The organism is Trinickia violacea, from assembly GCF_005280735.1.
In the GTDB taxonomy this organism is placed as follows: domain Bacteria; phylum Pseudomonadota; class Gammaproteobacteria; order Burkholderiales; family Burkholderiaceae; genus Trinickia_A; species Trinickia_A violacea.
In genome coordinates this window covers 4,145,981-4,172,353 of the sequence record NZ_CP040077.1, presented here as the reverse complement: position 1 = coordinate 4,172,353, position 26,373 = coordinate 4,145,981, and the positions used below count along the sequence as shown (strand labels likewise).

Here is a 26,373-nt window from a genome sequence, read left to right as displayed (position 1 = left end):
GCCCATGAGCACGACTTCCGCGCCGCGCGATTTGTATGCGGTCATCGGCAACCCGGTTGCGCACAGCAAGTCGCCGTTCATCCATGCGCGCTTTGCCGAGCAGACGGGCGAGCCGCTCGACTATCGCCATTTGCTCGCGCCGCTGGACGGCTTCGTCGACCACGTGCGAGCGTTCATCGCCGAAGGCGGAAGCGGCCTGAACGTGACGGTGCCATTCAAGCTCGAGGCGCACGCGCTCGCCGATCGGCTCTCGCCGCGTGCGGCGGCGGCCGGCGCGGTGAACACGCTGCGCTTCGACGTTGACGGCATCTACGGCGACAACACGGACGGCGTCGGCCTCGTGCGCGATATCGAAGCGAACCTCGGCGTGAGCCTGAAGGACTCGCGCGTGCTGCTGCTGGGCGCAGGCGGCGCGGCGCGCGGCGTCGTGCTGCCGATGCTCGACCGTGCGCCGCGCGCGCTGACGATCGTGAACCGCACGGCGGCCAAGGCCGAAGCGCTGGTCGAACAGTTTGCCGAGGCGGCCGGACAGGCGGGCTGCGAGCTGACCGGCGGCGGTGCGCACGCAGTCGGCCCGCACCCGTACGACGTGATCGTGAACGCGACGGCGGGCAGCCTCGACGCGTCGCTGCCCGAGTGCGACGACAGCGCGTTCGGCGGGGGCACGCTCGCCTACGACATGATGTACGGCGCGCAACCGACCGTCTTCATGCGCCACGCGCAGGCGCTCGGCGCGCGCGCGGCCGACGGCCTCGGGATGCTGGTCGAGCAGGCGGCCGAATCCTTCTTTGTTTGGCGCGGCGTGCGGCCCGACGGCGCGCCGGTCTTGGCGGCGCTGCGCGAGATGCTCTCGGCGGCCGTCAAACGCTGATTCTGATTAAGCAGTCGGGTTTGCGGACGAGTAGGCGGCGATGGCATTCCGATTGAGCGAGCCCGGATCGGCGGAGATGACGAAAACGAAAAGCACGAGCCGGCCGGGACTGGCGCGGTGGGTTGTCTATGTCGGGGTGGTGTTCGCGCTCGCGTGGTGTGCGACGCAGGTCTATTACTTCGCGCAGATTGGCGTGTGGACGTTCGTGAACCCGCGCACGACGGCCTTCATGCGTTCCGATGCGTCGCGCTTGGCGCAGGACCGTCCGGATCTCGACATTCAGCACGCGTGGGTGCCGTACGACCAGATTTCGCGGAATTTGAAGCGGGCGATCATTGCGTCCGAGGATGCCAACTTCGTCAATAACAACGGCTACGAGACCGACGCGATTCTGCAGGCGTGGGAGAAGAACAAGGCGCGCGGCAAGATCGTGGCGGGCGGCTCGACGATTACGCAGCAGCTTGCGCGCAATTTGTTTTTGTCGCGGCAGAAGAGTTATATCCGCAAGGGGCAGGAGCTCATCATTACCTGGATGCTCGAGACGTTGATGGATAAGGAACGCATCTTCGAGATCTATCTGAATTCGGTCGAGTGGGGTAATGGCGTTTATGGCGCGCAGGCTGCCGCGCAGTATTACTACAAGAGTTCGGCTAGCAAGCTCTCTGCGTGGCAGTCGGCCAGGTTGGCGGTTATGCTGCCGCGGCCCAAGTATTTTGATGAGCATCGTAGTTCGCCTTACTTGGTGCAGCGGACCGCTGTTATAGCGCGGCGGATGGGGGCTGCCGAGTTGCCCCATTAGCATTTCTTTTTTTGCCTTTCGGCGGTTGGTTTCTTGCGCTTGGGTTTGTCGTGCAACTTTGAATTCGCGGCGTTCCGTATAGTCCGTCCCTCCCCGGGACCGGGGTTACTTTTGTCCTTGCCAAAAGTAACCAAAAGCGCGTCCTGGGCGGACGGCCTTGCCCGGAGGCACTCAACCCTGTTAGTACCGGCGTTCCAAGGTCAACCGTGGGAAACCGTTATTGCTCGCCGCGCGTCCGGTTAGTCAGTATGACTCCCGTGAGGTAGAGGCTGGCCCGCCGCGAGGCATCAAACGCGGGTTAGCATCGCTGCCAGAGCCGCACGGTGTGGACAGGGCCACACCCGGCGATGTCCACCGCGGAGGCCAGCATGGAACACGATAGCACTCTGTACGTCGGTCTTGATGTCCATAAGGATTCGATCACGGTCGCCTATGCGCTTGGCGCGGGCGAGGTCGAACTGCTTAGCAAGATCGGTACGACCAAGACGGATATCGATCGCCTGTGCAAGCGCCTGCAGTCGAAGGCGCGGCGCATCGGCATCGTCTACGAAGCGGGGCCGTGCGGCTACGCGCTTTACCGCCAGCTCGCGCAGAAGGGGTTCGACTGCATGGTGTGCGCTCCGTCCTTGATTCCCAGGAAGCCGGGAGAGCGCGTGAAGACCGATCGGCGCGATGCGATCAAATTGGTGCGGGCACTGCGTGCCGGCGACCTGTCAGCGGTCTATGTGCCCAGCGTCGAAGACGAAGCATTTCGCGATCTGGCCCGCGCGTGGGCCAGCGCCAGGACGATCTGAAACGTGCACGGCAACGCCTGAAGGGCTTTCTACTCTCGCACGATGTGCGTTATGCCGGCCGAGCCGACTGGGGACCTGCGCACCGGCGCTGGCTGAGCACATTTGCGTTCGACAGCGCCTGGCAGCAACTGGCGTTCGAGGAACATCGGCGCACGATCGAGGATCGTCTCGCGCAATGCGAACGGTTGGAGACCGCGTTGCGCGAGGCGGCCGTCGACTGGCGCTTTATCCAGCGGTGCTGTGCCTGCAGGCCATGCGCGGCGTGCAGTTCACTACGGCGGTGGGCCTGCTTGCCGAACTGGGCGATCTATCGCGCTTTGCCCAGCCACGCCAGTTGATGGCTTGGCTGGGGGTGACGCCATGCGAGCATTCGTCGGGCGAGAAGCGCCGTCAAGGCAGTATCACCAAGAACGGCAACAGCTATGCGAGAAAGCTGCTTGTCGAAGCCGCTTGGAGCTACCAGCATCCGGCCCGTGTGAGTCCGGAGATTCAGCGTCGCCACGAGGGCATCCCCAAACCCATCGTTGATCGTGCCTGGGATGCGCAGGTGCGCCTGTGTGGGCGTTATCGCAAGCTTGTCGCACGTGGCAAGCCAAAGAACATTGCGGTCGTCGCGCTCGCCCGGGAACTGAGCGGCTTCATCTGGGACATCAGCCGGCTCGCGATGTCGCTCGCCGCGCGGCCCGAGGTGCGCATGGCGTGACGCAACGCCTGCGCGACGCTTGAATTACCCTGGCCACTTGAGAAGGTGTTTCCTGAGGGCGGCGTAGCCCGGCACCTGAGTAACCCGCGAGCGTACTACGCAACGGATTGCATCCGACTTGCGGCGTTAGATAGCGGTAGGCTTATTGGGCGGACATCTGTAATGCGGTAGCCAACCCGCGGATATCAGCGTGATCCACCGTCGAGACTTACTGCTACGCCGCCCTCAGGAAATTCGGACAACATGCAGTTGAAAACTGGAAAACCGATCCCGATTGACAGCGGGAGTCATATCAGTACGCGGCACAGAATTGCGCCGATACGAAATAAATCGACGCTATCGATTTGGCCGCGCCCCACGTTGCCTACGATCGGAAGGGAGCCCAAGCGCTTGGGCCCACCGCAAGACAAGCACTTCCAGACCTTTCCTGACCTCCATCCCCGATTTGACGCGAACGGACGAAGTTCCGTGCCGCGTGCTACTGGGCCGCGCGTCGAACGATAACGGTTTCCCACGGTAGCGCTCGGAACACCGGTACTAACAGGGTTGAGTGCCTCCGGGCGGGCCGTCCGGCGAGGACGCGCTTTTGGTTACTTTTGGCAAGGACAAAAGTGACCCCGGTCCCGGGGAGGGACGGACCATACGGAACGGCGCGAAATCAAAGTGTTCACGAAAACCCAAGCAAACGACAACAACACGCCGCAGGCAAAAGAAGAACCCGGAAATCCCAAAATATGAATCAACAATTCAAATGTTGGAGATACAGAAGCCCCAGCCCTACAATCCAGACCAACAAAGCGCCGCAATCGCGGCCAACCGCTGCGAACCACGATTCGCACGACAACGGAGACACCGTCAAATGACATCGATCCATTGGCAAGCCGCAGGCACCGTTTCGCACGAACCCATCGCGCCTCATCCGTCCGCGCAGCGCGCTCAAGCGCGCACCCAGCACCGCGACTAATCGGCCATTGGCCACTCGAACCGGATGAGCGCCATGAACAAACCCTTGGCTGAGCACACTGAAGCGCCACTGCATGAAGCCGCGCAAGCCACGCAAATCGGCAAGCGGGACACGCAATCGATCCCGACGGCCGTCGACGGCATCGCACTTCCCAGCACCTTGCTCGACATCACCCCGCAGCAAGCCGGCACGCAAACGCTGCTGCGCGGTCTCGCGATCCTCGAAGCGGCGGCATCCGGCGCGCGCGACCTGCGCAGCTTCGGCGCCGCGCTCGGCACGACGCGCAGCACGACGCACCGGCTCGTCAGCAGCCTCGTTCAAGCGCGCTATCTGCGTCAGGTGCAGGGCGGCTATCTGCTCGGCCCGAAGCTGATCGAGCTCGGCACCATCGCGCTCGAACAAATGCCGCTCACGGCCGTCGCCCGCCCGCACCTGGAACGGCTCGCCGAGGCGACGCTCGACACGATTCACCTCGGCGTGCGCGACGGCGACGACGTCCTCTACATCGACAAAATTCCCGGCACGCGCGGGCTGGAGATGCGCTCGCGCGTCGGGCACCGCATGCCGCTCGCGTCGACCGGCATCGGCAAGGCAATGATGCTCGACCTCAAGCCCGACGCCTGGCAGTCGCTCTTCGACGCGTCGCGCCGCGCGCTCGCGTCGGTGAGCTTCAAGCCCGACAACCGCCCCGATGCGCCCACCTTCCTGCAGCGCATGGCGACCTATTCGGCGGGCGGCTTCACGCTCGATCTCGAGGAAAACGAAGCGTCGATCCGCTGCGTGGCCGCGCCCGTGCGCGACGCCTCGGGTTCGATCGTCGCGGCTGTTTCGGTCGCGAGCACGATTCCCTATATGCCGCTCGAGCGCATGGACGAGCTCGTGCCGGTCGTGCAGCGCGAAGCACGCGCGATCTCCGAGGAACTCGGCTGGCGCGCACCGCAGACCACACGCAGGATCAAACGATGACCGTGCAGCACTCCGCCACGACGTTCACCGTCGCCGACACCGCCTTCGAGCACGCCGCGCTGATCGCGCTAGATTGGGGCACGACGTCGCTGCGTGCCTACCTGTTCGATGCGAACGGCGACGTGATCGCGCACTGCGCGTCGACGGCCGGCATCATGAATCTGCCGCGCTCGGTGAGCGCGGGCGGTTTCGATGCCGCGTTCGAGGACGCCTGCGGCGTCTGGCTCGACCGCGCGCCGCGCGTGCCGGTGATCGCGGCAGGCATGGTCGGCAGCGCGCAAGGCTGGGCGGAGGCGCCCTACGTCGACGCGCCCGCCGACGCGGATGCGCTCGCCGCCGGCATCGTGCGTGTCGGCACGGACCGCGGCATCGCGCTCCATATCGTGCCGGGCGTGATCCAGCGCGGTGAATTGCCGAACGTGATGCGCGGCGAGGAAACGCAGATCGTCGGTGCGCTCGCCGACAACGCGGCGCTCGGCAACGGCAGCGCAAGCGCGCTGATCGGCCTGCCGGGCACGCATGCCAAGTGGGCTGTCGTGCGCGATGGGCGCATCGAGCGCTTCTATACGTTCATGACCGGCGAGGTCTTCGCGGCGCTGCGCGATCACACGATTCTCGGCCGCACGATGGCCGAGCCGCAAACGCCGAGCACGGCGGCATTCCTGCGCGGCGTCGCGGTCGCGAAGCGCACCGACCATGCGGGCCTGCTGGCGACGATCTTCAGCACGCGCACGCTGGGGTTGACCGCAGAACTGTCCGCTGAAGAGCAGTCGGATTATCTTTCTGGACTCCTCATCGGCCACGAGCTGTGCGGACTTGCCGCCGTGCATCCGCAATTCGCCGTCGAGCCGCTGCGTCTGATCGGCAACGAAGCCCTGTGCGACCGCTATCGCCTCGCGCTTGCCGAGCTTGGCTGCCTGCAGACAACGTTAGTCAAAGACGCGACCGAGCGCGGGTTGTGGAGGATCGCAACGCTGGCCGGGCTGGTCGGCGAGGCGCGTCCGGCCGTCGCGCGGCGCGCCGGTTGAGCCCGGGCGATGCCGGAATCACACACATAGAACACCTGAATTTTCACGGAAACGACATGCAACCGCACATCAACTTGCCAGCACCGTATCAGCCGCACGCGGGACTCGCCGCCGCGTTCGCGGCGTGCCCGCTGATCGCGATCCTGCGCGGCGTGACGCCGGCCGATGCCGCCGATCACGGCCGCGCGCTGTATGCGGCGGGTTTCCGGATCATCGAGGTGCCGCTCAATTCGCCGCAGCCATTCGAGAGCATCGCGGCGATTCGCGAAGCGTTGGCGGCCGATGCGATCGTCGGCGCGGGAACGGTGCTGCATCCGAGCTACGTCGACGAGGTGAAGCGCGCGGGCGGCGAGCTGATCGTGATGCCGCACAGCGACGCCGACGTGGTGCGCGCCGCCAAGGCGCAGGGGCTCGCGTGCGCGCCGGGTGTCGCCACGCCGAACGAAGCGTTCGCCGCGCTGAAAAACGGCGCTGACGTACTCAAGATGTTCCCGGCCGAGCAATTGGGCCCGCACGTCGTGAAGGCGTGGCGCGCGGTCATCGCGGCGCAGGTGCCGCTCGTGCCGGTCGGCGGTGTTACGCCGGACAACATGGGGCCGTTCCTCGCAGCCGGAGCCAACGGCTTCGGCCTGGGCTCGGCGCTGTACAAGCCAGGGCAGAGTGCAGCGGCCACCGCGGCGCATGCGAAGGCATTCATCGACGGCTTGCAGGCCGCGAAAGCATCATGAACCGTCTGGCGGACAAGGTCGCGCTGATCACCGGTGCCGGCCGCGGTATCGGCGCGGCGATCGCGCACGCGTTCGCCAGAGAGGGCGCGTCGGTCGTGCTGGCCGAGCTCGAGATCGACACGGCGCGCCGCACCGCGAACGAAATCGAAGCGGCGGCGCCCGGCGCACGCGTGCTCGCGGTGCAAACGGATGTGACGCAAGCCGCCTCGGTCCAGAACGCAGTGAGTGAAGCGGAGCGGGCCTTCGGCCCGCTCGACGCGCTCGTCAACAACGCCGGCATCAACGTGTTCTGCGATCCGCTCACGATGACCGACGACGATTGGCGCCGCTGCTTCGCGGTCGACCTCGACGGCGTCTGGAACGGCTGTCGCGCGGTGCTGCCGGGCATGGTCGAGCGCGGGCGCGGCAGCATCGTGAACATCGCGTCGACGCATGCGTTCAAGATCATTCCCGGGTGCTTCCCGTACCCGGTTGCCAAGCACGGCGTGCTCGGTCTCACGCGCGCGCTCGGCATCGAATACGCGGCGCGTCAGGTGCGCGTCAACGCGATCGCGCCCGGCTACATCGAGACGCCGTTGACGCTCGACTGGTGGAACGGTCAGCCTGACCCGGCCGCCGCGCGCCAGGCGACGCTCGATTTGCAGCCGATGAAACGGATCGGCAGGCCCGACGAAGTCGCGATGACAGCGGTGTTTCTCGCTTCCGACGAAGCGCCGTTCATCAACGCGAGCTGTATCACGGTCGACGGCGGGCGCTCTGCGCTCTATCACGACTGATGTGGGTAATCGGATGGCGCACCGGCCGCGTGCGTTATCCCGCTAGAAGAACACGCGGCCGACTTTTCCATCCAAGACAGGAGACACGTCATGAAGCGAAGAATTTTCCTCACGTTGGCCGCCGCGGCTGCTGGGGTGCTGTTCAATGCGCCGGTGGCACAGGCTGCCGACGAGGTGAAGATCGGTTTTCTCGTGAAGCAGCCCGAAGAGCCCTGGTTCCAGGACGAGTGGAAGTTCGCTGAAATCGCCGCCAAGGAAAAGGGCTTCACGCTCGTGAAGATCGGGGCGCCGTCGGGCGAAAAGGTGATGAGCGCGATCGACAACCTCGCCGCGCAAAAGGCGCAAGGCTTCATCATCTGCACGCCTGATGTGAAGCTCGGGCCGGGCATCGTCGCGAAGGCGAAGGCCGACGGCTTGAAGATGATGACCGTGGACGACCGTCTCGTCGACGGCTCGGGCAAGCCGATCGAATCGGTGCCGCATATGGGCATCTCGGCGTACAACATCGGCAAGCAAGTGGGTGAGGGCCTGGCCGCTGAAATCAAGAAGCGCGGCTGGGATATGAAGGACGTCGGCGCGATCGACGTCACTTACGAGCAACTGCCGACCGCCCACGACCGCACGAGCGGCGCGACCGATGCGCTCATCGCCGCGGGCTTCCCGAAGGCGAACGTGATCGCCGCGCCGCAAGCGAAGACCGATACCGAGAACGCGTTCAACGCGGCCAACATCGCGCTCACCAAGAATCCGCAGTTCAAGCACTGGATCGCATATGGCCTGAACGACGAGGCCGTGCTCGGCGCGGTGCGCGCAGCGGAAGGCCGCGGCTTCAAGGCGGACAACATGATCGGCATCGGCATCGGCGGCTCGGATTCGGCGCTGAACGAGTTCAAGAAGCCGCAGCCGACGGGCTTCTACGGCACGGTCATCATCAGCCCGAAGCGCCACGGCGAGGAAACGTCGGACCTGATGTATGCGTGGATCACGCAGGGCAAGGCGCCGCCGCCGCTGACGCTGACGACCGGCATGCTCGCCACGCGCGACAACGTGGGTGAAGTGCGCGAGAAGATGGGCCTTGCGTCGAAGTAAGCGAAACGTTCTGAACCGCCCGCTTCGCGGTGTGCCCGTGCATACCGTGAAGCGGCGATCGGAACGGCGAAAAGCAGGGCGACGAAAAGAACAGGGGTGAATGAGACGGTTCGCAAAGTGACGCACGCGCCACGCAACACAAGGCGCGCAGCAGGCGAACCATCCCTATGGCGTGATTGGAGGCGATGTGTCAGCGACGCTGCGTTTTGACAATATCGGCAAGGTGTTTCCAGGCGTACGCGCGCTTGACGGTGTGTCCTTCGAGGTCAACGTCGGGCAGGTGCACGGCCTGATGGGCGAGAACGGGGCGGGCAAGTCGACGCTCTTGAAAGTGCTCGGCGGCGAGTATCAGCCCGATTCCGGCCGCGTGATGATGGACGGCAACGAGGTGCATTTCCCGAATGCGGCGGCGTCGATCGCGGCCGGCATCGCGGTGATCCACCAGGAACTGCAGTACGTGCCGGATCTCACCGTTGCCGAAAACCTGATGCTCGGGCGCCTGCCGAATACGCTCGGCTGGGTGAAGAAGCAGGACGCGAAGCGCTACGTGCGCGAGCGGCTTGCCGCAATGGGCGTCGATCTCGATCCCAATGCGAAGCTGCGGCGGCTCTCGATCGCGCAGCGGCAGATGGTCGAGATCTGCAAGGCCCTGATGCGCAATGCGCGCGTGATCGCGCTCGATGAACCGACCAGCTCGCTCTCGCATCGCGAGACCGAGGTGCTGTTCAAGCTCGTGCGCGACCTGCGCGCCGACAATCGCGCGATGATTTACATCTCGCACCGCATGGACGAGATCTACCAGCTTTGCGATGCGTGCACGATTTTCCGCGACGGCCGCAAGGTCGCGTCGCATCCGACGCTCGAAGGCGTGAAGCGCGAGACGATCGTCGCCGAGATGGTGGGGCGCGAGATTTCGGACATCTACAACTACCGGCCGCGCGAACTCGGGCCGGTGCGCTTTGAGGTGCGGAACGTCGAGGGCCACGGGCTGACCGGGCCGGCGAGCTTCGACGTCCGTTCGGGCGAGATCGTCGGCTTCTTTGGGCTCGTCGGCGCGGGGCGCAGCGAGTTGATGCACCTCGTCTACGGCGCCGAGAAGAAGAAAGGCGGGCATTTGATGCTCGACGGCAAGCCGATCACCGTCAAGAGCGCGGGCGAGGCGATCCGCAACGGCATCGTGCTGTGTCCCGAAGACCGCAAGGAAGAAGGGATCGTCGCGATTGCGTCGGTCGCGGAGAACATCAACATCAGCTGCCGGCGTCACTATCTGCGCGCGGGTCTCTTCCTCGATCGCAAGAAGGAAGCCGAAACCGCGGATCGATTCATTCAACTGCTGAAGATCAAGACGCCGAGCCGCCGCCAGAAGATCCGCTTCCTCTCGGGCGGCAACCAGCAGAAGGCGATTCTGTCGCGCTGGCTCGCCGAGCCGGAACTGAAGGTCGTGATTCTCGACGAGCCGACGCGCGGCATCGACGTCGGCGCCAAGCACGAGATCTATCACGTGATTTATCAGCTCGCCGAGCGCGGCTGTGCGGTCGTGATCGTCTCGTCGGAGTTGCCGGAGGTGCTGGGCGTGTCGGACCGCATCGTCGTCATGCGCCAGGGGTGCATTTCCGGCGAGCTGCCGCGCAGCCAGGCGAGCGAGCATGCGGTGCTGAGCCTCGCGCTGCCGGAAAGCTCGACGCCGCAAGCGGCCGCGCAGGCGGCGTGATTCCGGAACAACACTTAATGCAGCACGGTAGGAGCCATCAAATGCAAGCCAGAGAAAACCTAGTGCAGTCGGCCGCGAAGAGCGCCGCCGACGCGCTGACGCCGCAGACCAGCGACAAGCAGAAGTGGTGGCAGCAAATCACCGAATACAGCCTGATCCTGATCTTCGTCGTGATGTTCATCACGATGTCGCTGACGGTCGATCACTTCTTCTCGATCCCGAACATGCTTGGCCTCGCACTGTCGATCTCGCAGATCGGCATGGTCGCGTGCACGATGATGTTCTGTCTCGCGTCACGCGATTTCGACTTGTCGATCGGTTCGACCGTGGCGTTCGCGGGCGTGCTGTGCGCGATGGTGCTGAACGCAACCAACAACACCTTCATCGCGATCGGCGCCGCCGTGTTGGCCGGCGCCGCGATCGGCTTCGTGAACGGCGCGGTCATCGCGTACCTGCGCATCAACGCGTTGATCACCACGCTCGCGACGATGGAAATCGTGCGCGGCCTCGGGTTTATCGCGTCGCAGGGGCAGGCCGTCGGCGTGTCGTCGGATACGTTCATCGCGCTCGGCAATCTCGCGATGTTCGGCGTGTCGCTGCCGATCTGGGTGACGCTCGTGTGCTTCATCGTGTTCGGCGTGCTGCTCAACAAGACGGTGTACGGCCGCAATACGCTCGCGATCGGCGGCAACCCCGAAGCGTCGCGTCTTGCCGGTATCAACGTGGAGCGCACGCGCGTCTACATTTTCCTGATTCAAGGCGCAGTGGCGGCGCTCGCGGGTGTGATTCTCGCGTCGCGCATCACGTCGGGGCAGCCGAACGCCGCTCAGGGCTTCGAGCTGAACGTGATTTCCGCGTGCGTGCTCGGCGGCGTGTCGCTGCTCGGCGGGCGCGCGACGATTTCGGGTGTCGTGATCGGCGTGCTGATCATGGGTACGGTCGAGAACGTGATGAACCTCCTGAACATCGACGCGTTCTATCAGTACCTCGTGCGCGGCGCGATCCTGCTTGCGGCGGTGCTGCTCGACCAGTTGAAGAACCGCGGCGCGCGCGATTGACGCGCCGGTCACCGATAGCTCACCGATAGGGAAAGAACACGATGACGTCTCCTGCCAATGCGGCCGATCGCCAATCCGCCGGGACTTATGCGTGCTATCCGAGCCTCGCCGGCCGCACGGTGCTGATCACCGGCGGCGCGACGGGCATCGGCGCGTCGTTCGTCGAGCACTTCGCGGCGCAGGGTGCGCGCGTGGCCTTCTTCGATATCGACGCGGCGGCGGGCGAGGCGCTCGCGGACCAGCTCGGCGATTCGGGCCACGCACCGCTCTTTCTGACTTGCGACCTCGCCGATATCGATGCGCTGCGCAAAGCGATCGCCGACGTGAGGAGCGCACTCGGCCCGATCTCCGTGCTGGTCAACAATGCAGCGAACGACAAGCGCCACTTGATCGCCGAAGTCACGCCCGAATCGTTCGATGCGGGCATCGCCGTCAATCTGAGGCATCAGTTCTTCGCCGCGCAGGCGGTCGTCGACGACATGAAGCAACTGGGCGGCGGCTCGATCATCAACCTGGGCTCGATCAGCTGGATGCTCAAGAACGGCAACATGCCCGTCTACGTCACGTCGAAGGCGGCGATAGCGGGGCTCACGCGCGGTCTCGCGCGCGACCTCGGTCCGTTCGGGATTCGCGTGAACACGCTGTTGCCGGGCTGGGTGATGACGGAAAAGCAAAGGCGCTTGTGGCTCGACGAAGCGGGCAAGCGCGCGCTGAAAGCGGGACAGTGTCTCGACGGCGAGCTGCTGCCTGAAGACCTCGCGCGCATGGCGCTCTTTCTTGCCGCCGACGACAGCCGCATGATCACGGCCCAGGATTTCATCGTCGACGGAGGATGGGCGTGAACATGCAGACAAACGAAGCGGCGCTCGTCATCGATTCGCAATGCGTGCTCGGCGAAGGCGCGACCTGGTGCGCCCGCGACGGGGTGCTCTATTGGACGGACATTGAAGGCGCGTGCCTATGGCGCTATTCGCCGGTGTCCGGCGAAAGCCGGTCGTGGCCGATGCCGGAGCGGCTGGCGACGTTCGCGCTGACTGCCGATCCGAAGCGCCTGCTGCTCGGCCTTGCTACGCATCTCGCGTTCTTCGATTTGACGACCGGCACGACGCAGCACATCGTCGACGTCGAGCCCGGCCTGAACACGCGCGTGAACGACGGCCGCTGCGACCGCCAAGGGCGCTTCGTCTTCGGGACCAAAGACGAAGCCGAGCCCACCCGGCCGATCGGCGGCTTCTACCGGCTGAACCTCGATTTGTCGCTCGAACGCCTGCCGCTGCCGGCGCCCGCGATTTCGAACAGCATTGCGTTCAGCCCCGACGGCGCGACGATGTACTACTGCGATTCGCCGACCCGCGAAATCCGCGCCTGCGAGTACTTCGCGGACGGCCGCATCGCCGGCGACCGCGTCTTCACGCGGCTGACCGACGCGGACGGCGTGCCGGACGGCTCGACCGTCGATGCCGACGGCGGCCTCTGGAACGCGCAGTGGGGCGGCGCGCGCGTCGTGCGCTACGGCGCGGACGGCGTCGAAACCGAGCGCGTGGGTGTGTCGTCGATACAACCAAGCTGCGTCGCGCTAGGCGGCGCGGGGTTCGATACGTTGTACATTACGACAGCGCGGATCGGTCTGACGGATCACGCGCTGACGCAAGATCCGTACGCGGGCGGCGTCTATGCCGCAAGCGTTTCGCGGCAAGGCTTGCCGGAGCCTGTGTTCCTCGGCGAGCCTGTCTGAGCAACTGCATGAGCAACACCGGCGAGATTCGTCGAACGCAAGCAGAAGCCGGATCTCGCGCTTTCCCAGCCGTTTGCAACATGCAACACGACAACTGCAGAGGCGGCGCCCATAGCCGCCCGACATCGCCTCAAGTCATCCGGTCTGCACGACGACGATTTACGCCTCTCGATGGAGCGAACCATGACCGCTGCGAATGTTGATGTCACACCCGTTTCTCCTTCCGAATCGCGCCGCGCCAAGCTGGCGGGGCTGACCCAACCGGTGCGTCCCGGGCCGAGCACGTCGGCCGTTGCGCGCGGCGCGGCAGCGTCGGCCAACGCGGAGCTGGTCACGCTCGCCAACGCGGAATTGCGGCTCGATCTCGCGCCGGGGCTCGGCGGTGGGATCGCGCGCTTCGACTGGCGCGGCGACGACGGTGCGCTGATCCCGATCTTCCGCCGCTGCAAGACGGTGCGCGCGAACACCGATCCGAACGAGCTTGCCTGCTATCCGCTCCTGCCGTATTCGAACCGGATCGGCGGGGGGCGTTTCCGGTTTGCGGGGCGCGACGTGCAGGTGAGCGCGAATCGCGCGACCGAAGCGTGCCCGATCCACGGCGACGGCTGGCTTGCGCAGTGGCAGCTCGAGCAAACGGACGACGCGAGCGCGCGGCTCACGCTCGATCGCAGCCGCGCCAAGCCTTACGCGTATCGCGCGGCGCAAACGTACTCGCTAGATGGCGCGACGCTCACCGTCACGCTCGACATCGAAAACAGGGGGCGCGAGCGGCTGCCGTTCGGCCTCGGCCTCCATCCGTTTCTGGTTCGCGACGACGACACCGAGCTGTCCGCGGGCGCGGCGGGCCTCTGGCTGCCGGGCGACGACTGGCTGCCGGTGCGCCACGTGCCGGCGCCGCCCGCGTGGCAGTTCGGCGTCGCGTATCCGTTGCCGGCGGCGATGGTGAACCACGCATTCACGGGCTGGAGCGGCTATACGTCGGTGGTATGGCCGAAACGCCGGCTGTCGCTGACGATTGCGGCGAACACCGAGTACTACGTGCTCTACACGCCGCCGGGCGAGGACTTCTTCTGCTTCGAGCCGGTCGACCATCCGATCAATGCGATGAACTTGCCCGGCGGCGCCGCGGCGAACGGCATGACCGAGTTGGCGCCGGGCGAGCGGCTCGTCAGGCAGTTCGGCTTCACGGTCGAGCGCATGGGCGTGCGCGCGAGCGCCGATGGGCGAGGCGTGAGGCGTTGATCCGAAGCGCGGCGGCCGCTTCGGCGGTCGCTCGCGCGCGGCGCGCCGGTTCACCCGCCGGCCAGATAAAATACCGCCTCTTCCGTTACCGGCACCGCCATGTCTTCCACACCTTCTTTCATCGAAACGCTTACGAGCGCCTGGCAACGCACGAACTCGCTGCTGTGCGTCGGCCTCGATCCCGAGCCGGCCAAGTTTCCCGGCGCACTGGCGAACCGTCCGGATGCGATTTTCGAATTCTGCCGCGCGATCGTCGACGCGACGGCGCCGTACGCGAGCGCGTTCAAGCCGCAGATCGCCTACTTTGCCGCGCACCGTGCCGAGGATCAGCTCGAAGCGCTGATCGCGCACATTCACGAGCGGCACCCCGGGCTGCCGGTGATCCTCGATGCGAAGCGCGGGGATATCGGCAGCACCGCCGAGCAGTACGCGCGCGAAGCGTTCGTGCGCTACGGCGCCGATGCGGTGACGGTCAATCCGTACATGGGTTTCGATTCGGTCGAGCCGTATCTCGCCCATGAAGGCAAAGGCGTGATCGTGCTGTGCCGGACGTCGAACCCCGGCGGCTCGGACCTGCAGTTCCTCGAGACGGGTGGCCGTCCGCTCTATCAGGTCGTCGCGCAGCTCGCCGCCGAGAAGTGGAACGCGAACGGTCAGCTTGGGCTCGTCGTGGGCGCGACGTTTCCGAAGGAAATTGAAATCGTGCGGCAGATCGTCGGCGACATGCCGCTTTTGATTCCCGGCATCGGCGCGCAGGGCGGCGACGTCGAGGCGACGGTGCGCGCCGGCCGCACGGCGGCGGGCGCGGGGATGATGATCAACTCGTCGCGCGCGATTCTCTACGCGGGCAAGGGCGACGATTTCGCGGCGGCCGCCGCGCGCGCGGCAGAGGAAACGCGCGACAAGATCAACGCGTATCGCTAACGCGTACCGGCAGCGCGCGTCCTACGGGCAGGACAGCAAAACGCCACGCAGATCGCTGGATCTGCGTGGCGTTTGTGCTTTGTGGGAGCCCGCTGGCTGCGAGCCCGCGTGGCGGCTTACCGCTCCTTTTCGTCGAGCAGCGTCAGCAGCCCGCGCAACGAGTGCGCCGCCGCTTGCACGCGAATCTGCTCGCGGTCGCCCTTGAACACGAGCGTCTCGACTTCCGTGTGGAGCCGGTTGCTCCACGCAAAGACGACCATGCCCACGGGCTTTTCCTTCGATCCGCCGCCCGGCCCGGCGATGCCCGTGATCGCCAGCGACACCTGCGCCCGGCTGTTGCGCAGCGCGCCTTCGGCCATCGCATGCGCGACCGGCTCGCTGACGGCGCCGTGTCTTTCGAGCATGTCGGCGGGCACGCCGATCATCTCGTGCTTCGCCTGGTTCGAATACGTGACGAAGCCGCGCTCGAACCAGCCGCTGCTGCCGGAAATGTCGGTGATCGCCGTTGCCACCATGCCGCCCGTGCACGATTCGGCGGTCGCGAGCGTCAGGCGTTCGTCGCGCAGCTTGTTGCCCACGCGAATGGCGAGTTGATGCACGACGGAATCAGTTGGCATTGCAAGTCCGTAAAACGGTGAGCGGTCAGATGGTCATGCGCCACAGCGCAACGACGAGCAACGTGAAGAACGCCGCGACCAGATCGTCGAACATGATGCCAAAGCCACCTTTCAATCGGCGGTCGAAGTAGCGGATTGGCGGTGGCTTCACCATGTCGAAGAAGCGGAAGACGACGAATGTCCAGAGCTGGCCAGTGAAGGTCTCGGGCGTGACGAAAAGGAGCACGAGCCAGAACGCGACGATTTCGTCCCAGACGACCGGCGACGGGTCGTCCGTGCCGAGCTTTCGCGCGGTGAAGCCGGTGATCCAGCAGCCCGCGATAAAGCCGACGACGATCAGCACGGCCCAGTCGATGACGGTCAGATGACGGCTCAGCACCGCGAACGACGCCCACGCGAACAGCGTGCCGACCGTGCCCGGCATGATCGGCGACAGGCCGCTGCCGAAACCGAGCGAGATGATGTGAAGCGGGTGCGTGAGCATGAAGCGCGCGGTCGCGCGCCGCGGTTTGGCCGCGCGCGGGACCTCGCCGGCGCCGCCGCCGAGCGTGGGGTCAGTCTGCATTGAAATGATCGAAGCCTTGCAACGTCAGGGAAAGCGGGGCGCCTGTCGAGTCGTGCCAGGTAATCGCAGGCCGGTCCGCCGCAGCTTTCAAAGTGCTTATTGTACCGATGCGCGTGACCGGCACCTTCACTTCGGCGCCGATCGCTTCGATCGCTTCACGAGTCGCGGCGGGAGCGGTGAAGCACAGCTCGTAGTCGTCGCCGCCCGTGAGCGTGCAGCGGCGCTGCACATCGGCGGATAGCCGGGAGAGCGCGGCGGAGCGCGGCACTGCGTCGGCGTCGACTGACGCGTTGACGCGCGAGCGTTCGAGAATGTGCAACAGATCGCCTGCGAGGCCATCGGAGATATCGAGCGCGGCGCGCGCGAGCCCGCGCAGGGCGATGCCGAGCGCGATGCGCGGCTCGGGGCGTTCGAGCGCTCGACGAAAAGTTGCCGTATCGCTCGCTGCGTCGTCCCCGGTCACGGACCATTCGCCGCGCGCCACGCCCAATCCGGCGCGCGCATCGCCGAGGGTGCCCGACACCCAGATGTCGTCGCCGTCACGCGCGGCATCGCGTCGCAGCGCGAGATCCGGCGGCACGTCGCCGAACACCGTCACGCAGAGATTGAGCGGCCCGCGCGTCGTGTCGCCGCCGATCAGCTCGCAATCGAATCGCTCGGCCAGCTCGAACAGACCGTCGCTGAACGCGGCGAGCCATGCCTCGCGCGCGTCCGGCAGTGCGAATGCGAGCGTGAAGGCGCGCGGCTTTGCGCCCATCGCGGCGAGGTCCGACAAGTTCACGGCGAGCGTCTTGTGGCCGAGCGCATGCGGATCGACGCCGGGGAAGAAGTGCCGGCCTTCGACGAGCATGTCCGTCGATATCGCCAGCGACTGGCCGGCGCGCGGGGCGATCAGTGCGCAGTCGTCACCGATGCCGAGCACGGCGCGATCGACGTCGTTGGGCGAACGATTTAGTGCACGGCGCTCAAAAAATCGTTCGATCAGTGAGAACTCGGAAAGAGAAGTCTGGCTCACGAGAGAGGACCGAAGGTTTTCGCAAAAGGCGTTGAAAAAACAAAGCGTTGACCGCGAATGGCGCGCTGCAGCAATGGTTTGAGGCGATCGTTCGATGCCGGCCTTGGCCATATTTCAGTCGCAGCAGTTGTACCCGAATTGAAGGAATTAGGCCGTTGAATGGCGCTACAATGCGACCGAATAGCTATTCTAATCCGCCCTCAAGACCGACCGCCTCATGTCTACCAATCCCGCCAAATCCAAACTCCGCGAAGCCGCTCTCGATTATCACGAGTTCCCCACCCCGGGGAAGATCGCGATCGCGCCGACCAAGCAGATGATCAATCAGCGCGATCTCGCGCTCGCGTATTCGCCGGGCGTTGCCTACGCCTGCGAGGAAATCGTCGAGAACCCGCTGAATGCGGCACGCTTCACGGCGCGCAGCAATCTCGTCGGCGTGGTGACGAACGGCACCGCGGTGCTCGGTCTCGGCAACATCGGGCCGCTCGCGTCGAAGCCGGTGATGGAAGGCAAGGCGGTGCTGTTCAAGAAGTTCGCCGGCATCGACGTGTTCGACATCGAGCTGAACGAGTCGGACCCGCACAAGCTCGTCGACGTGATCGCCGCGCTCGAGCCGACCTTCGGCGGCATCAACCTCGAAGACATCAAGGCGCCGGACTGCTTCATCGTCGAGCGCGAGTGCCGCAAGCGCATGAAGATTCCGGTTTTCCACGACGACCAGCACGGTACGGCGATCGTCGTTGCGGCGGCGGTGACCAACGGCCTCAAGGTGGTCGGCAAAGACATCCGCGAAGTGAAGCTCGTCGCGTCCGGCGCCGGCGCGGCGGCGCTGGCGTGTCTCGACCTGCTCGTCGATCTCGGCTTGCCGCTCGAGAACATCCTCGTCACGGATTTGGCCGGCGTGGTCTACAAGGGCCGCACCGAGCTGATGGACCCGGACAAGGAGCGCTTCGCGCGCGAAACGAGCGCGCGGACGCTGGCCGAAGCGATTCCGGGTGCGGACATTTTCCTCGGCCTGTCGGCGGGCGGCGTGCTCAAGCCCGAGATGGTCAAGGAGATGGGGCCCAAGCCGCTGATCCTCGCACTCGCGAACCCGACGCCGGAAATCCTGCCGGAAGCCGCGCTCGAAGTGCGGCCGGACGCGGTGCTCGCGACCGGCCGCACCGACTATCCGAACCAGGTCAACAACGTCCTGTGCTTCCCGTTCATCTTCCGCGGCGCGCTCGATGCAGGCGCGTCCACGATCACGCGTGAAATGGAAATTGCGGCGGTCAACGCGATCGCCGATCTCGCGCGGCAGGAGCAGAGCGACATCGTTGCGACAGCTTACGGTATCCAGGATCTGTCGTTCGGTCCCGAGTATCTGATTCCGAAGCCCTTCGATCCGCGCCTCATCGTCAAGATCGCACCGGCCGTCGCTCAGGCGGCGATGGATTCGGGCGTCGCGACGCGGCCGATCGAAGACATGGAGGCGTACGAGGTCCACCTCCAGCAATTCGTGTATCACAGCGGCACGACGATGAAGCCGATCTTCCAGCAGGCGCGCAATGTGGTGCCCGAGAAGAAGCGCGTCGTGTTCGCGGAGGGCGAGGAAGAGCGCGTGCTGCGCGCGGTGCAGATCGCCGTCGACGAGAAGCTTGCGACGCCGATCCTGATCGGCCGTCCGGCGGTGATCGAGCACCGCATCGAGCGTTACGGCCTGCGTTTGACGGCGGGCGTCGATTACACGGTCGTCAACACCGAGCACGACGAGCGCTACAAGGATTTCTGGCAGACCTACGCGAAGATGATGGCGCGCAAGGGCATCAGCGAGCGCCTTGCGCGCGTCGAAATGCGCCGCCGCACGACGCTGATCGGCGCGATGCTCGTGGAAAAGGGCGAGGCCGACGGCATGATTTGCGGCACGGTCTCCACGCCGCATCGCCACCTGCACTTCATCAACCAGATCATCGGCAAGCGTGAAGGCTGCAAGGTGTTCGCGGCGATGAACGGACTCGTGTTGCCGGGCCGCCAGATTTTCCTCGCCGATACGCACGTGAACGTCGACCCGACGCCGGAAGAGCTCGCGGAAATCACGATCATGGCGGCTGAAGAAGTGCGCCGCTTCGGCATCGAGCCGAAGATCGCGCTGCTGTCGCATTCGAACTTCGGCACGAGCAATGCGCCGTGCGCGCAGAAGATGCGCGACACGCTGGCACTCCTGAAAGAGCGTGCGCCCGACCTGCAAATCGACGGCGAAATGCACGGCGACGTGGCGCTCGACGCGAATCTGCGCAAGGAAGTGCTGCCTGATTCGACGCTCGAAGGCGACGCGAACCTCTTGATCCTGCCGAACATCGACGCAGCGAACATTTCGTACAACCTGCTGAAGACGGCAGCCGGCAACAACATCGCGATCGGTCCGATCCTGCTTGGCGCAGCCAAACCGGTGCACGTGCTGACCGAGTCCGCGACGGTGCGCCGGATCGTCAACATGACGGCGCTGCTCGTGGCCGACGTGAGCGCAGCGCGCTAAAGCGCCAACTCCGGTCGACAAAAAAACGGCGTGCCCATTGCGGGCACGCCGTGGAGCAAGTTGAGGATTGCCGCTCCAATCGAGAGAAACCAACGGCGCGCGTTTCGCAAAAAGCAAAAAGACGAGGAGGCAAATCGTCGTCACAAGCGAGCGCCGTCGTGGCTATTTTATCTTGTGCGAGATAAAAATAGCTTGATTTGTGACTCGGCTGGGTGCGTTAAACGGTCGCACCCGCGAGCGTCGCTGTGCCCGCAAAACCTTTCATTTCAATGACAAACGTTGCTTCCGGGTGTCATTAGCGATAACCTTACGACTTTCGTGGTCGTCAACTTCATCCAATCAGCGGGAACTCTGGTTCATGGCACGCAAGTGGCTCCGCAACGGCGCGCTCGCGGCCGTCCTCGCGATCGGCAGTCTTGGAAGTATCGGCATTGTCACCGGGGGCTTCGTCCCCAGCGCATTCGCACGCGATTATTCGCAGTCCGGGCAGATCGAAGGCACGATCGCGGTACGGCAATTGCCGCCCGAGGCCGCCAAAACGTTGAACTTGATTGCAGCCGGCGGGCCTTATCCGTATCCGAAGGATGGCGTCGTATTCGGCAACTTCGAGCGGCTGCTGCCACGGCAAGCGCGTGGCTATTATCACGAATACACCGTTCCTACGCCGCGCGCGAAGAATCGCGGTGCCCGCCGCATTGTCTGCGGGGGCCCGCCGAAGCAGGTCGACAATTGTTTCTATACCGACGACCACTACAACAGTTTTAAACGCATTGTTGAATGATATTGGGATGAACGGCATGAGCGACAACATCTACGCGCACGACCCCGCGGTCGCGACGGATCTTTTCGCGGCCGGCGACGGCAATCTTTTTCAGCGCGTCATGCAGATGCGCATGGCCGAGCACGGCCAGACTGCCCCAGACGAAGCCAGCCCCGGGCTTTCATCGAACGAGGAGTCTATGAGTCTTTTCAAGACGGTGCGGTCGAATATCGTGCAGTCGATTCGCGCATTTCGCGTGCAGGATTTGCACGACGAAGCGCTCCAGCTTCAGCAGCATTTTCTGTATGCGCATTGCGGTAACGCGCAGACGAAGCAGGAAGTGCTGGAAACGATTGCGACATCGTTTTTGTTTCCGAAGCACTTCGGCAAGAACTACGACGCGCTGTACGACTGCCTGACCGATCTGGTGCAAAAGGCCGGTTCGCAGCCGGGCTTCGTGATCGTGCTCGAGGCGTTGCCGATTGCGCAGAAGTTCGACAAGGAAGGCCGCGAGACGCTGCTCGATGTGTTCCGTGAAGCGGCGGAATTCTGGGCTGAGCGCAAGGTGGCATTCCGCGTGTTTTATTCGTTTGCGTGATCGTTTTTCGACTGGCCGCCGCGCGTCGTCCCAGTCCTAATCGAAGAGACAGAAAGGCCCGCCGGATGCGCGGGCCTTTTGTATTCGTGCAGCCCTTTTGGAGGGACCGTTCTGGTTGTTACCAGCCGCCCCAGCGCGCCGCCAGCGCCGCCAGAACGGCAATGCCCGCCGTTTCCGTGCGCAGCACGCGCGGGCCGAGTCCCAATGGCAGAAAGCCCTGTGCGGACGCCGCGTCTTCTTCCGCGGGCGTGAGGCCCCCTTCTGGTCCGATCAACAACGTCACGCTGCCCGATGGCGCCTCGGCGGGCAGCTCGGCAAACGGGACGCTCGCGCGCGGCGACAGCATCAGGCGCAAGTCGCCATGGCCGGGCCGCTCGGGCAGGCTCGCGAGCCACGCTTCGAGCTCGATGGGCGCCGCGACTTCGGGCAACCGATTCCGGCCGCATTGCTCGCACGACGCGCGTACGATGCCTTGCCAATGCGCGTGGCGGCGTTCCGCGCGATCGCCGGTGAGACGCACGACACTGCGCGCCGCGGCCAGCGGCACGAACCCGGATGCGCCCAGTTCCACGGCTTTTTCGATCAGCCAGTCCATCTTGTCGCCGCCGGCGATGCCTTGCGCGAGCGTGATGCGATAGGGCGGCTCGGTCTCGACTTCGGCAAACTCGCCGATTTCGACGAGCGCCTGCCGCTTGCCGATCTCGACGAGCCGCGCGGCGTTCTGGCCGCCGCGGCCGTTGAAGACGACGAGCGCGTCGCCGACTTGCAAGCGCAATACCTGCACGTGGCGCGCGACTTCGTCGGGCAGCGTCACGACGTCGCCGGGCGCATAGATCGAATCGATAAAGAAACGGGGCATGACGATAGGTTAGAGGCTCAGGTCGACAGGTGACGGGCGAGTGCCCAACGGTAGCCGTCGAGATCCTCGACCTGAGCGAAGCGGTCGCCCCAGAACTGGTCTTGCGGCTCAGAGAGCGACTTTGCGCCCGCGGCAAGCGCGCGCGCGTGCACTTCGTCGACGTCGTGGACGTACAGATAGAACGACTGCGGCGCGATCGCGCCGGAATTTCTCGGCGTCTTCGCCGTCGAGCCGAACGCGCCTTCGGGCGCGAACATCACGATCAACTGGCCTTGGTAGGTCATCTCGACGTGCATGATGACGCCGTCGTCCTGCACACTGTCGCGCAGCTCGAAGCCGAACGCCGCTTCGAAGAACGAGATGGAAGTGCGCGCATTGTTCACCGTCAGGTAGGGCGTCAACCATGAAACGTTGGCTGGTCGCGGGGCGGTCATGCGTTTCTCCTGTGTCGGCCAGAGTGGGTGCTTCAGCACTGACTCTGGCCTCATGCAATGGGTGAGGTTGGATTGGAGCCGGCGCGAAGCGTTCGATTCGCATAACCGGCACATAAGCGGCAATGTGCGCCGTGCCGGTAGTGATGAGCCGGCGGCGCTGAAAAATCGGTCCCGATCGCCCGATTATAAAAGGCCGAACGGCGGTACGAGCCGCGCCTTGGCGTAAGGCTCCCGGCGCCGTCGCGCGGCGGGGGATACGCGTCGCCATCTGTTAGAATGTCAGGCTTTGCAGCCTTGTCCGTTTGCTCTGCCGCTTAGGGCATGTTCCGCCGCCATTCGCTCGCCGAAAGCGCGCCCGAATTTGCAGAAGCCGCTGAAAAACGAGCATCCGGTCCGCCGCCCCCCCGCTTTTTGGACTCGTTTTCCGGACTCGACATGACGACCTCGTCTCCCGCCCCGACCTCCCTGATGGCCAACGCGATCCGCGCGCTCGCAATGGATGCCGTTCAACAAGCGAACTCCGGCCACCCCGGCATGCCGATGGGCATGGCCGAAATCGGGGTTGCGCTGTGGTCGCGCCATCTGCGCCACAACCCGGCCAATCCGCACTGGGCCGACCGCGACCGCTTCGTGCTGTCGAACGGCCACGGCTCGATGCTGCTGTACTCGCTGCTGCATCTGACCGGCTACGATCTGCCCCTCGTCGAGCTGAAGAACTTCCGCCAGCTCCACTCGAAGACCCCGGGCCATCCGGAATACGGCATCACGCCGGGCGTCGAGACGACCACCGGCCCGCTCGGCCAGGGTCTCGCGAACGCGGTCGGCATGGCGCTGGCCGAAGCGCTGCTCGCCGCCGAGTTCAACAAGGCCGATGCGAAGATCGTCGATCACCACACCTACGTGTTCCTCGGCGACGGCTGCCTGATGGAAGGCATCTCGCACGAGGCCTGCTCGTTTGCGGGCACGCTGAAGCTGAACAAGCTGATCGCGCTCTACGACGACAACGGCATCTCGATCGACGGCGACGTCGTCCACTGGTTCCACGACGACACCCCGAAGCGCTTCGAAGCGTACGGCTGGAACGTGATTCGGGATATCGACGGCCATGACGTCGATGCAGTCGATGCGGCTATCGCTCGCGCGAAGGTCTCGGACAAGCCGACGCTGATCTGCTGCAAGACGGTGATCGGCAAGGGCTCGCCGAACAAGGCCGGCACGCATGACGTGCACGGCGCGGCGCTCGGCGCGGCGGAAATCGCCGCGGCGCGCGAGGCGCTCGGCTGGAAGTGGGAGCCGTTCGTGATCCCGCAAGAAGTGTACGCAGCATGGGACGCGAAGGAAGCCGGCGCAAAGTTCGAAGGCGAGTGGAACACGGCGTTTGCGCAATATCGCGCGAAGTACCCGGCGGAGGCAGCCGATTTCGAGCGCCGCGTCTCGAAGCAGCTGCCGGCCGACTGGGCTGCGAAGGCACAAGCGATCATCGCCGGCGCGAACGAGCGCGGCGAGACCGTCGCCACGCGCAAGGCGTCGCAGCAGGCGATCGAAGGCTTGGCCGCGGTGCTGCCCGAGCTGCTCGGCGGCTCGGCCGACCTGACCGGCTCGAACCTCACCAACTGGAAGGCTTCGAAACCGGTGCGCGCGCCGAAGAACGGCGAGACCGGCATCCAGTGGGGCAACCACATCAACTACGGCGTGCGCGAATTCGGCATGAGCGCCGCGATCAACGGCATCGCGCTGCACGGCGGCTACAAGGTGTTCGGCGGCACGTTCCTGACGTTCTCCGACTACAGCCGCAACGCGCTGCGCGTCGCCGCGCTGATGAAATCGCCGTCGATCTTCGTGTACACGCACGATTCGATCGGCCTCGGCGAAGACGGCCCGACGCACCAGTCGATCGAGCATGTCGCGAGCCTGCGTCTGATTCCGAACCTGCAAACGTGGCGTCCGTCTGATACCGTCGAAACGGCGGTGGCCTGGACCCAGGCGGTCGAGCATCACGGTCCGTCGACCCTGATCTTCAGCCGTCAGAACCTCGCGTTCGCGCCGCGCACCGACGCGCAGATCGCCAACATCGCGAAGGGCGGCTACGTGCTGCGCGATTGGAACGACGACGTGCCGGCCCGCAAGATCATCCTGATCGCCACGGGCTCCGAAGTCGAACTCGCGTTGAACGCGATCGAGCCGCTCGCGCGCGAAGGCATTGCGGCGCGTGTCGTGTCGATGCCGTGCGCCAACGTCTTCGACAAGCAAGACGCCGAGTACCGCGAGCGCGTGCTGCCCACGGGCGTGCGCCGTGTCGCGATCGAAGCGGGCGTCACCGATTACTGGCGCAAGTACGTGGGTCTGGAAGGCGGCGTGGTCGGCATCGACACGTTCGGCGAATCGGCCCCGGCTGGCGTGCTGTTCAAGCATTTCGGCTTTACCGTCGAGCACGTGGTTGCGACGGCGAAGGCCACGCTCGCCTAACCAAGAACGAATGGCGTTCGCCGCGCGCGTTCCCCCACGCGCCGGCAAACGCCCAGCAGGCAAGCGACAAGTTTTTTTTCAGCCATCAGGTATCAGGAGATAAACATGACGATTCGCGTTGCAATCAACGGCTACGGCCGGATCGGCCGCAACACGCTGCGCGCCTTCTATGAAAACGGCAAGAAGCACGATATCGAGTTCGTGGCGATCAACGATCTCGGCGATGCGAAGACCAACGCCCACTTGACGCAATACGACACCGCGCACGGCAAGTTCCCGGGCGAAGTGGCGGTCGACGGCGACTACCTCGTCGTGAACGGCGACAAGATCCGCGTGCTCGCGAACCGCAACCCGGCCGAGCTGCCGTGGGGCGACCTGGGCGTCGACGTGGTGATGGAGTGCACGGGCTTCTTCACGACGAAGGAAAAGGCGAGCGCGCACATCAAGGGCGGCGCGAAGAAGGTCATCATCTCGGCGCCGGGCGGCAAGGATGTCGACGCGACGATCGTCTATGGCGTGAACCACCAGACGCTCAAGAAAGAGCACACGGTGATCTCGAACGCATCGTGCACGACGAACTGCCTGGCTCCGCTCGTCAAGCCGCTGAACGACAAGATCGGCCTCGAAACCGGCCTGATGACGACGATCCATGCCTACACGAACGATCAAGTGTTGACCGACGTGTACCATGAAGACCTGCGCCGCGCGCGCTCGGCCACGCACAGCCAGATCCCGACGAAGACCGGTGCCGCATCGGCGGTCGGCCTCGTGCTGCCGGAGCTGAACGGCAAGCTCGACGGCTACGCGATCCGCGTCCCGACGATCAACGTGTCGATCGTCGACCTGTCGTTCATCGCCAAGCGCGACACGACGGTCGATGAAGTCAACGCGATCATGAAGGAAGCGTCGGAAGGCGCGCTGAAGGGCATTCTCGGCTACAACTCGGCGCCGCTGGTGTCGATCGACTTCAATCACAACCCGGCTTCGTCGACGTTCGACGCGACGCTGACCAAGGTATCGGGCCGTCTCGTGAAGGTGTCGAGCTGGTACGACAACGAGTGGGGCTTCTCGAACCGCATGCTCGATACGGCTGTCGCGCTCGCGAACGCGCAGTAAGCGGCATTCAGTTGTCGTTTTAGCGTCGGCGCACGGCATG

At 64.9% G+C, this 26,373-nt stretch carries 23 protein-coding genes and 1 pseudogene; 19 read left to right on the top strand and 5 right to left on the bottom strand.

All coding sequences use genetic code 11. The features are described from left to right. Positions 1-4: 4 nt before the first annotated feature. From aroE to pyrF, 14 genes and pseudogenes are all read left to right on the top strand, one after another. Positions 5-871: a shikimate dehydrogenase gene (gene aroE / locus FAZ95_RS19025; protein ID WP_137333866.1), complete on the top strand. Its 867-nt coding sequence runs from the start codon at positions 5-7 to the stop codon at positions 869-871. 76 nt (positions 872-947) lie between these two features. After that, positions 948-1,670: a monofunctional biosynthetic peptidoglycan transglycosylase gene (gene mtgA / locus FAZ95_RS19020; RefSeq protein WP_137333865.1), complete on the top strand. Its 723-nt coding sequence runs from the start codon at positions 948-950 to the stop codon at positions 1,668-1,670. Between the two features lie 368 nt (positions 1,671-2,038). Beyond that, positions 2,039-3,167, top strand: a pseudogene (locus FAZ95_RS19015) (IS110 family RNA-guided transposase). A gap of 997 nt (positions 3,168-4,164) precedes the next feature. After that, positions 4,165-5,097 carry an IclR family transcriptional regulator gene (locus tag FAZ95_RS19010; RefSeq protein WP_137333864.1) on the top strand — a complete coding sequence of 311 codons (933 nt, stop codon included), beginning with the start codon at positions 4,165-4,167 and terminating at the stop codon, positions 5,095-5,097. Beyond that, entirely contained in the window at positions 5,094-6,125 is a 1,032-nt protein-coding gene (locus FAZ95_RS19005) for a 2-dehydro-3-deoxygalactonokinase (protein WP_137333863.1), read from the top strand. The genes FAZ95_RS19010 and FAZ95_RS19005 overlap by 4 nt, the downstream gene beginning before the upstream one ends. A gap of 56 nt (positions 6,126-6,181) precedes the next feature. Next, positions 6,182-6,853 carry a 2-dehydro-3-deoxy-6-phosphogalactonate aldolase gene (locus FAZ95_RS19000; protein ID WP_137333862.1) on the top strand — a complete coding sequence of 224 codons (672 nt, stop codon included), beginning with the start codon at positions 6,182-6,184 and terminating at the stop codon, positions 6,851-6,853. Next, positions 6,850-7,629: an SDR family oxidoreductase gene (locus FAZ95_RS18995; protein WP_137333861.1), complete on the top strand. Its 780-nt coding sequence runs from the start codon at positions 6,850-6,852 to the stop codon at positions 7,627-7,629. Before FAZ95_RS19000 ends, FAZ95_RS18995 begins: the two co-directional genes overlap by 4 nt. 90 nt (positions 7,630-7,719) lie before the next feature. Next, a complete protein-coding gene (locus FAZ95_RS18990; protein WP_137333860.1) occupies positions 7,720-8,718 on the top strand; it encodes an arabinose ABC transporter substrate-binding protein in 999 nt (332 codons plus the stop codon). Positions 8,719-8,905: 187 nt separating this feature from the next. Continuing rightward, complete coding sequence (gene araG / locus FAZ95_RS18985) at positions 8,906-10,429, top strand: L-arabinose ABC transporter ATP-binding protein AraG (protein WP_137333859.1); 1,524 nt, start codon at positions 8,906-8,908, stop codon at positions 10,427-10,429. Positions 10,430-10,470: 41 nt separating this feature from the next. Then, positions 10,471-11,487, top strand: a complete 1,017-nt coding sequence (gene araH / locus FAZ95_RS18980; RefSeq protein ID WP_137333858.1) for an L-arabinose ABC transporter permease AraH — start codon at positions 10,471-10,473, stop codon at positions 11,485-11,487. A 41-nt stretch (positions 11,488-11,528) separates the two neighbouring features. After that, positions 11,529-12,329: an SDR family NAD(P)-dependent oxidoreductase gene (locus FAZ95_RS18975; protein WP_137333857.1), complete on the top strand. Its 801-nt coding sequence runs from the start codon at positions 11,529-11,531 to the stop codon at positions 12,327-12,329. Further along, positions 12,320-13,222 carry an SMP-30/gluconolactonase/LRE family protein gene (locus FAZ95_RS18970; RefSeq protein WP_137333856.1) on the top strand — a complete coding sequence of 301 codons (903 nt, stop codon included), beginning with the start codon at positions 12,320-12,322 and terminating at the stop codon, positions 13,220-13,222. Before FAZ95_RS18975 ends, FAZ95_RS18970 begins: the two co-directional genes overlap by 10 nt. Positions 13,223-13,405: 183 nt before the next feature. Then, positions 13,406-14,464 carry an aldose 1-epimerase gene (locus tag FAZ95_RS18965; protein WP_137333855.1) on the top strand — a complete coding sequence of 353 codons (1,059 nt, stop codon included), beginning with the start codon at positions 13,406-13,408 and terminating at the stop codon, positions 14,462-14,464. Positions 14,465-14,563: 99 nt separating this feature from the next. Further along, a complete protein-coding gene (gene pyrF, locus FAZ95_RS18960) occupies positions 14,564-15,388 on the top strand; it encodes an orotidine-5'-phosphate decarboxylase (protein ID WP_137333854.1) in 825 nt (274 codons plus the stop codon). Positions 15,389-15,504: 116 nt separating this feature from the next. Here the strand turns inward: pyrF and FAZ95_RS18955 are convergent, their stop codons facing one another. The 3 genes from FAZ95_RS18955 to thiL are packed head-to-tail and all read right to left on the bottom strand — an operon-like array spanning position 15,505 to position 17,585. Beyond that, entirely contained in the window at positions 15,505-16,005 is a 501-nt protein-coding gene (locus FAZ95_RS18955) for a CinA family protein (protein WP_137333853.1), read from the bottom strand. A gap of 25 nt (positions 16,006-16,030) precedes the next feature. Then, entirely contained in the window at positions 16,031-16,570 is a 540-nt protein-coding gene (locus FAZ95_RS18950) for a phosphatidylglycerophosphatase A family protein (protein WP_175425644.1), read from the bottom strand. Then, positions 16,560-17,585 (bottom strand): thiamine-phosphate kinase, encoded by a 1,026-nt coding sequence (gene thiL / locus FAZ95_RS18945; RefSeq protein ID WP_254699754.1) that lies wholly within the window; start codon positions 17,583-17,585, stop codon positions 16,560-16,562. Before thiL ends, FAZ95_RS18950 begins: the two co-directional genes overlap by 11 nt. A 217-nt stretch (positions 17,586-17,802) precedes the next feature. Between thiL and FAZ95_RS18940 the strand changes: the two genes are divergently transcribed. From FAZ95_RS18940 to FAZ95_RS18930, 3 genes are all read left to right on the top strand, one after another. Further along, positions 17,803-20,100, top strand: a complete 2,298-nt coding sequence (locus FAZ95_RS18940; protein WP_137333851.1) for an NADP-dependent malic enzyme — start codon at positions 17,803-17,805, stop codon at positions 20,098-20,100. A 358-nt stretch (positions 20,101-20,458) separates the two neighbouring features. Further along, positions 20,459-20,881: a ribonuclease gene (locus FAZ95_RS18935; RefSeq protein ID WP_137334636.1), complete on the top strand. Its 423-nt coding sequence runs from the start codon at positions 20,459-20,461 to the stop codon at positions 20,879-20,881. A 16-nt stretch (positions 20,882-20,897) separates the two neighbouring features. After that, positions 20,898-21,458, top strand: a complete 561-nt coding sequence (locus FAZ95_RS18930; RefSeq protein WP_137333850.1) for a barstar family protein — start codon at positions 20,898-20,900, stop codon at positions 21,456-21,458. Positions 21,459-21,576: 118 nt separating this feature from the next. Here the strand turns inward: FAZ95_RS18930 and FAZ95_RS18925 are convergent, their stop codons facing one another. Beyond that, a complete protein-coding gene (locus FAZ95_RS18925; protein ID WP_137333849.1) occupies positions 21,577-22,317 on the bottom strand; it encodes a 16S rRNA (uracil(1498)-N(3))-methyltransferase in 741 nt (246 codons plus the stop codon). 17 nt (positions 22,318-22,334) lie between these two features. Beyond that, entirely contained in the window at positions 22,335-22,751 is a 417-nt protein-coding gene (locus FAZ95_RS18920) for a VOC family protein (protein ID WP_137333848.1), read from the bottom strand. Positions 22,752-23,186: 435 nt separating this feature from the next. Here FAZ95_RS18920 and tkt point away from each other — a divergent pair, with 435 nt between their 5' ends. Both tkt and gap read left to right on the top strand, forming a co-directional pair. After that, positions 23,187-25,217, top strand: coding sequence for a transketolase (tkt, locus tag FAZ95_RS18915; protein WP_137333847.1), 2,031 nt, complete (start codon positions 23,187-23,189; stop codon positions 25,215-25,217). A gap of 105 nt (positions 25,218-25,322) precedes the next feature. After that, the gene (gene gap / locus FAZ95_RS18910) at positions 25,323-26,333 is read left to right on the top strand and encodes a type I glyceraldehyde-3-phosphate dehydrogenase (protein WP_137333846.1); all 1,011 of its coding nucleotides are present in this window, start codon (positions 25,323-25,325) and stop codon (positions 26,331-26,333) included. The last annotated feature ends 40 nt before the right edge of the window (positions 26,334-26,373 follow it).

Coding starts and splice junctions, on each gene's coding strand:
- FAZ95_RS18965 (WP_137333855.1), top strand. CDS start 13,406: ATGACCGCTGCGAATGTTGATGTCACACCCGTTTCTCCTTCCGAATCG.
- FAZ95_RS19010 (WP_137333864.1), top strand. CDS start 4,165: ATGAACAAACCCTTGGCTGAGCACACTGAAGCGCCACTGCATGAAGCC.
- FAZ95_RS18935 (WP_137334636.1), top strand. CDS start 20,459: ATGGCACGCAAGTGGCTCCGCAACGGCGCGCTCGCGGCCGTCCTCGCG.
- tkt (WP_137333847.1), top strand. CDS start 23,187: ATGACGACCTCGTCTCCCGCCCCGACCTCCCTGATGGCCAACGCGATC.
- FAZ95_RS18990 (WP_137333860.1), top strand. CDS start 7,720: ATGAAGCGAAGAATTTTCCTCACGTTGGCCGCCGCGGCTGCTGGGGTG.
- FAZ95_RS18940 (WP_137333851.1), top strand. CDS start 17,803: ATGTCTACCAATCCCGCCAAATCCAAACTCCGCGAAGCCGCTCTCGAT.
- FAZ95_RS18975 (WP_137333857.1), top strand. CDS start 11,529: ATGACGTCTCCTGCCAATGCGGCCGATCGCCAATCCGCCGGGACTTAT.
- gap (WP_137333846.1), top strand. CDS start 25,323: ATGACGATTCGCGTTGCAATCAACGGCTACGGCCGGATCGGCCGCAAC.
- araH (WP_137333858.1), top strand. CDS start 10,471: ATGCAAGCCAGAGAAAACCTAGTGCAGTCGGCCGCGAAGAGCGCCGCC.
- FAZ95_RS18920 (WP_137333848.1), bottom strand. CDS start 22,751: ATGACCGCCCCGCGACCAGCCAACGTTTCATGGTTGACGCCCTACCTG.
- FAZ95_RS18995 (WP_137333861.1), top strand. CDS start 6,850: ATGAACCGTCTGGCGGACAAGGTCGCGCTGATCACCGGTGCCGGCCGC.
- pyrF (WP_137333854.1), top strand. CDS start 14,564: ATGTCTTCCACACCTTCTTTCATCGAAACGCTTACGAGCGCCTGGCAA.
- FAZ95_RS18955 (WP_137333853.1), bottom strand. CDS start 16,005: ATGCCAACTGATTCCGTCGTGCATCAACTCGCCATTCGCGTGGGCAAC.
- FAZ95_RS18925 (WP_137333849.1), bottom strand. CDS start 22,317: ATGCCCCGTTTCTTTATCGATTCGATCTATGCGCCCGGCGACGTCGTG.
- FAZ95_RS19000 (WP_137333862.1), top strand. CDS start 6,182: ATGCAACCGCACATCAACTTGCCAGCACCGTATCAGCCGCACGCGGGA.
- FAZ95_RS19005 (WP_137333863.1), top strand. CDS start 5,094: ATGACCGTGCAGCACTCCGCCACGACGTTCACCGTCGCCGACACCGCC.
- aroE (WP_137333866.1), top strand. CDS start 5: ATGAGCACGACTTCCGCGCCGCGCGATTTGTATGCGGTCATCGGCAAC.
- FAZ95_RS18930 (WP_137333850.1), top strand. CDS start 20,898: ATGAGCGACAACATCTACGCGCACGACCCCGCGGTCGCGACGGATCTT.
- mtgA (WP_137333865.1), top strand. CDS start 948: ATGACGAAAACGAAAAGCACGAGCCGGCCGGGACTGGCGCGGTGGGTT.
- FAZ95_RS18970 (WP_137333856.1), top strand. CDS start 12,320: ATGGGCGTGAACATGCAGACAAACGAAGCGGCGCTCGTCATCGATTCG.
- FAZ95_RS18950 (WP_175425644.1), bottom strand. CDS start 16,570: ATGCAGACTGACCCCACGCTCGGCGGCGGCGCCGGCGAGGTCCCGCGC.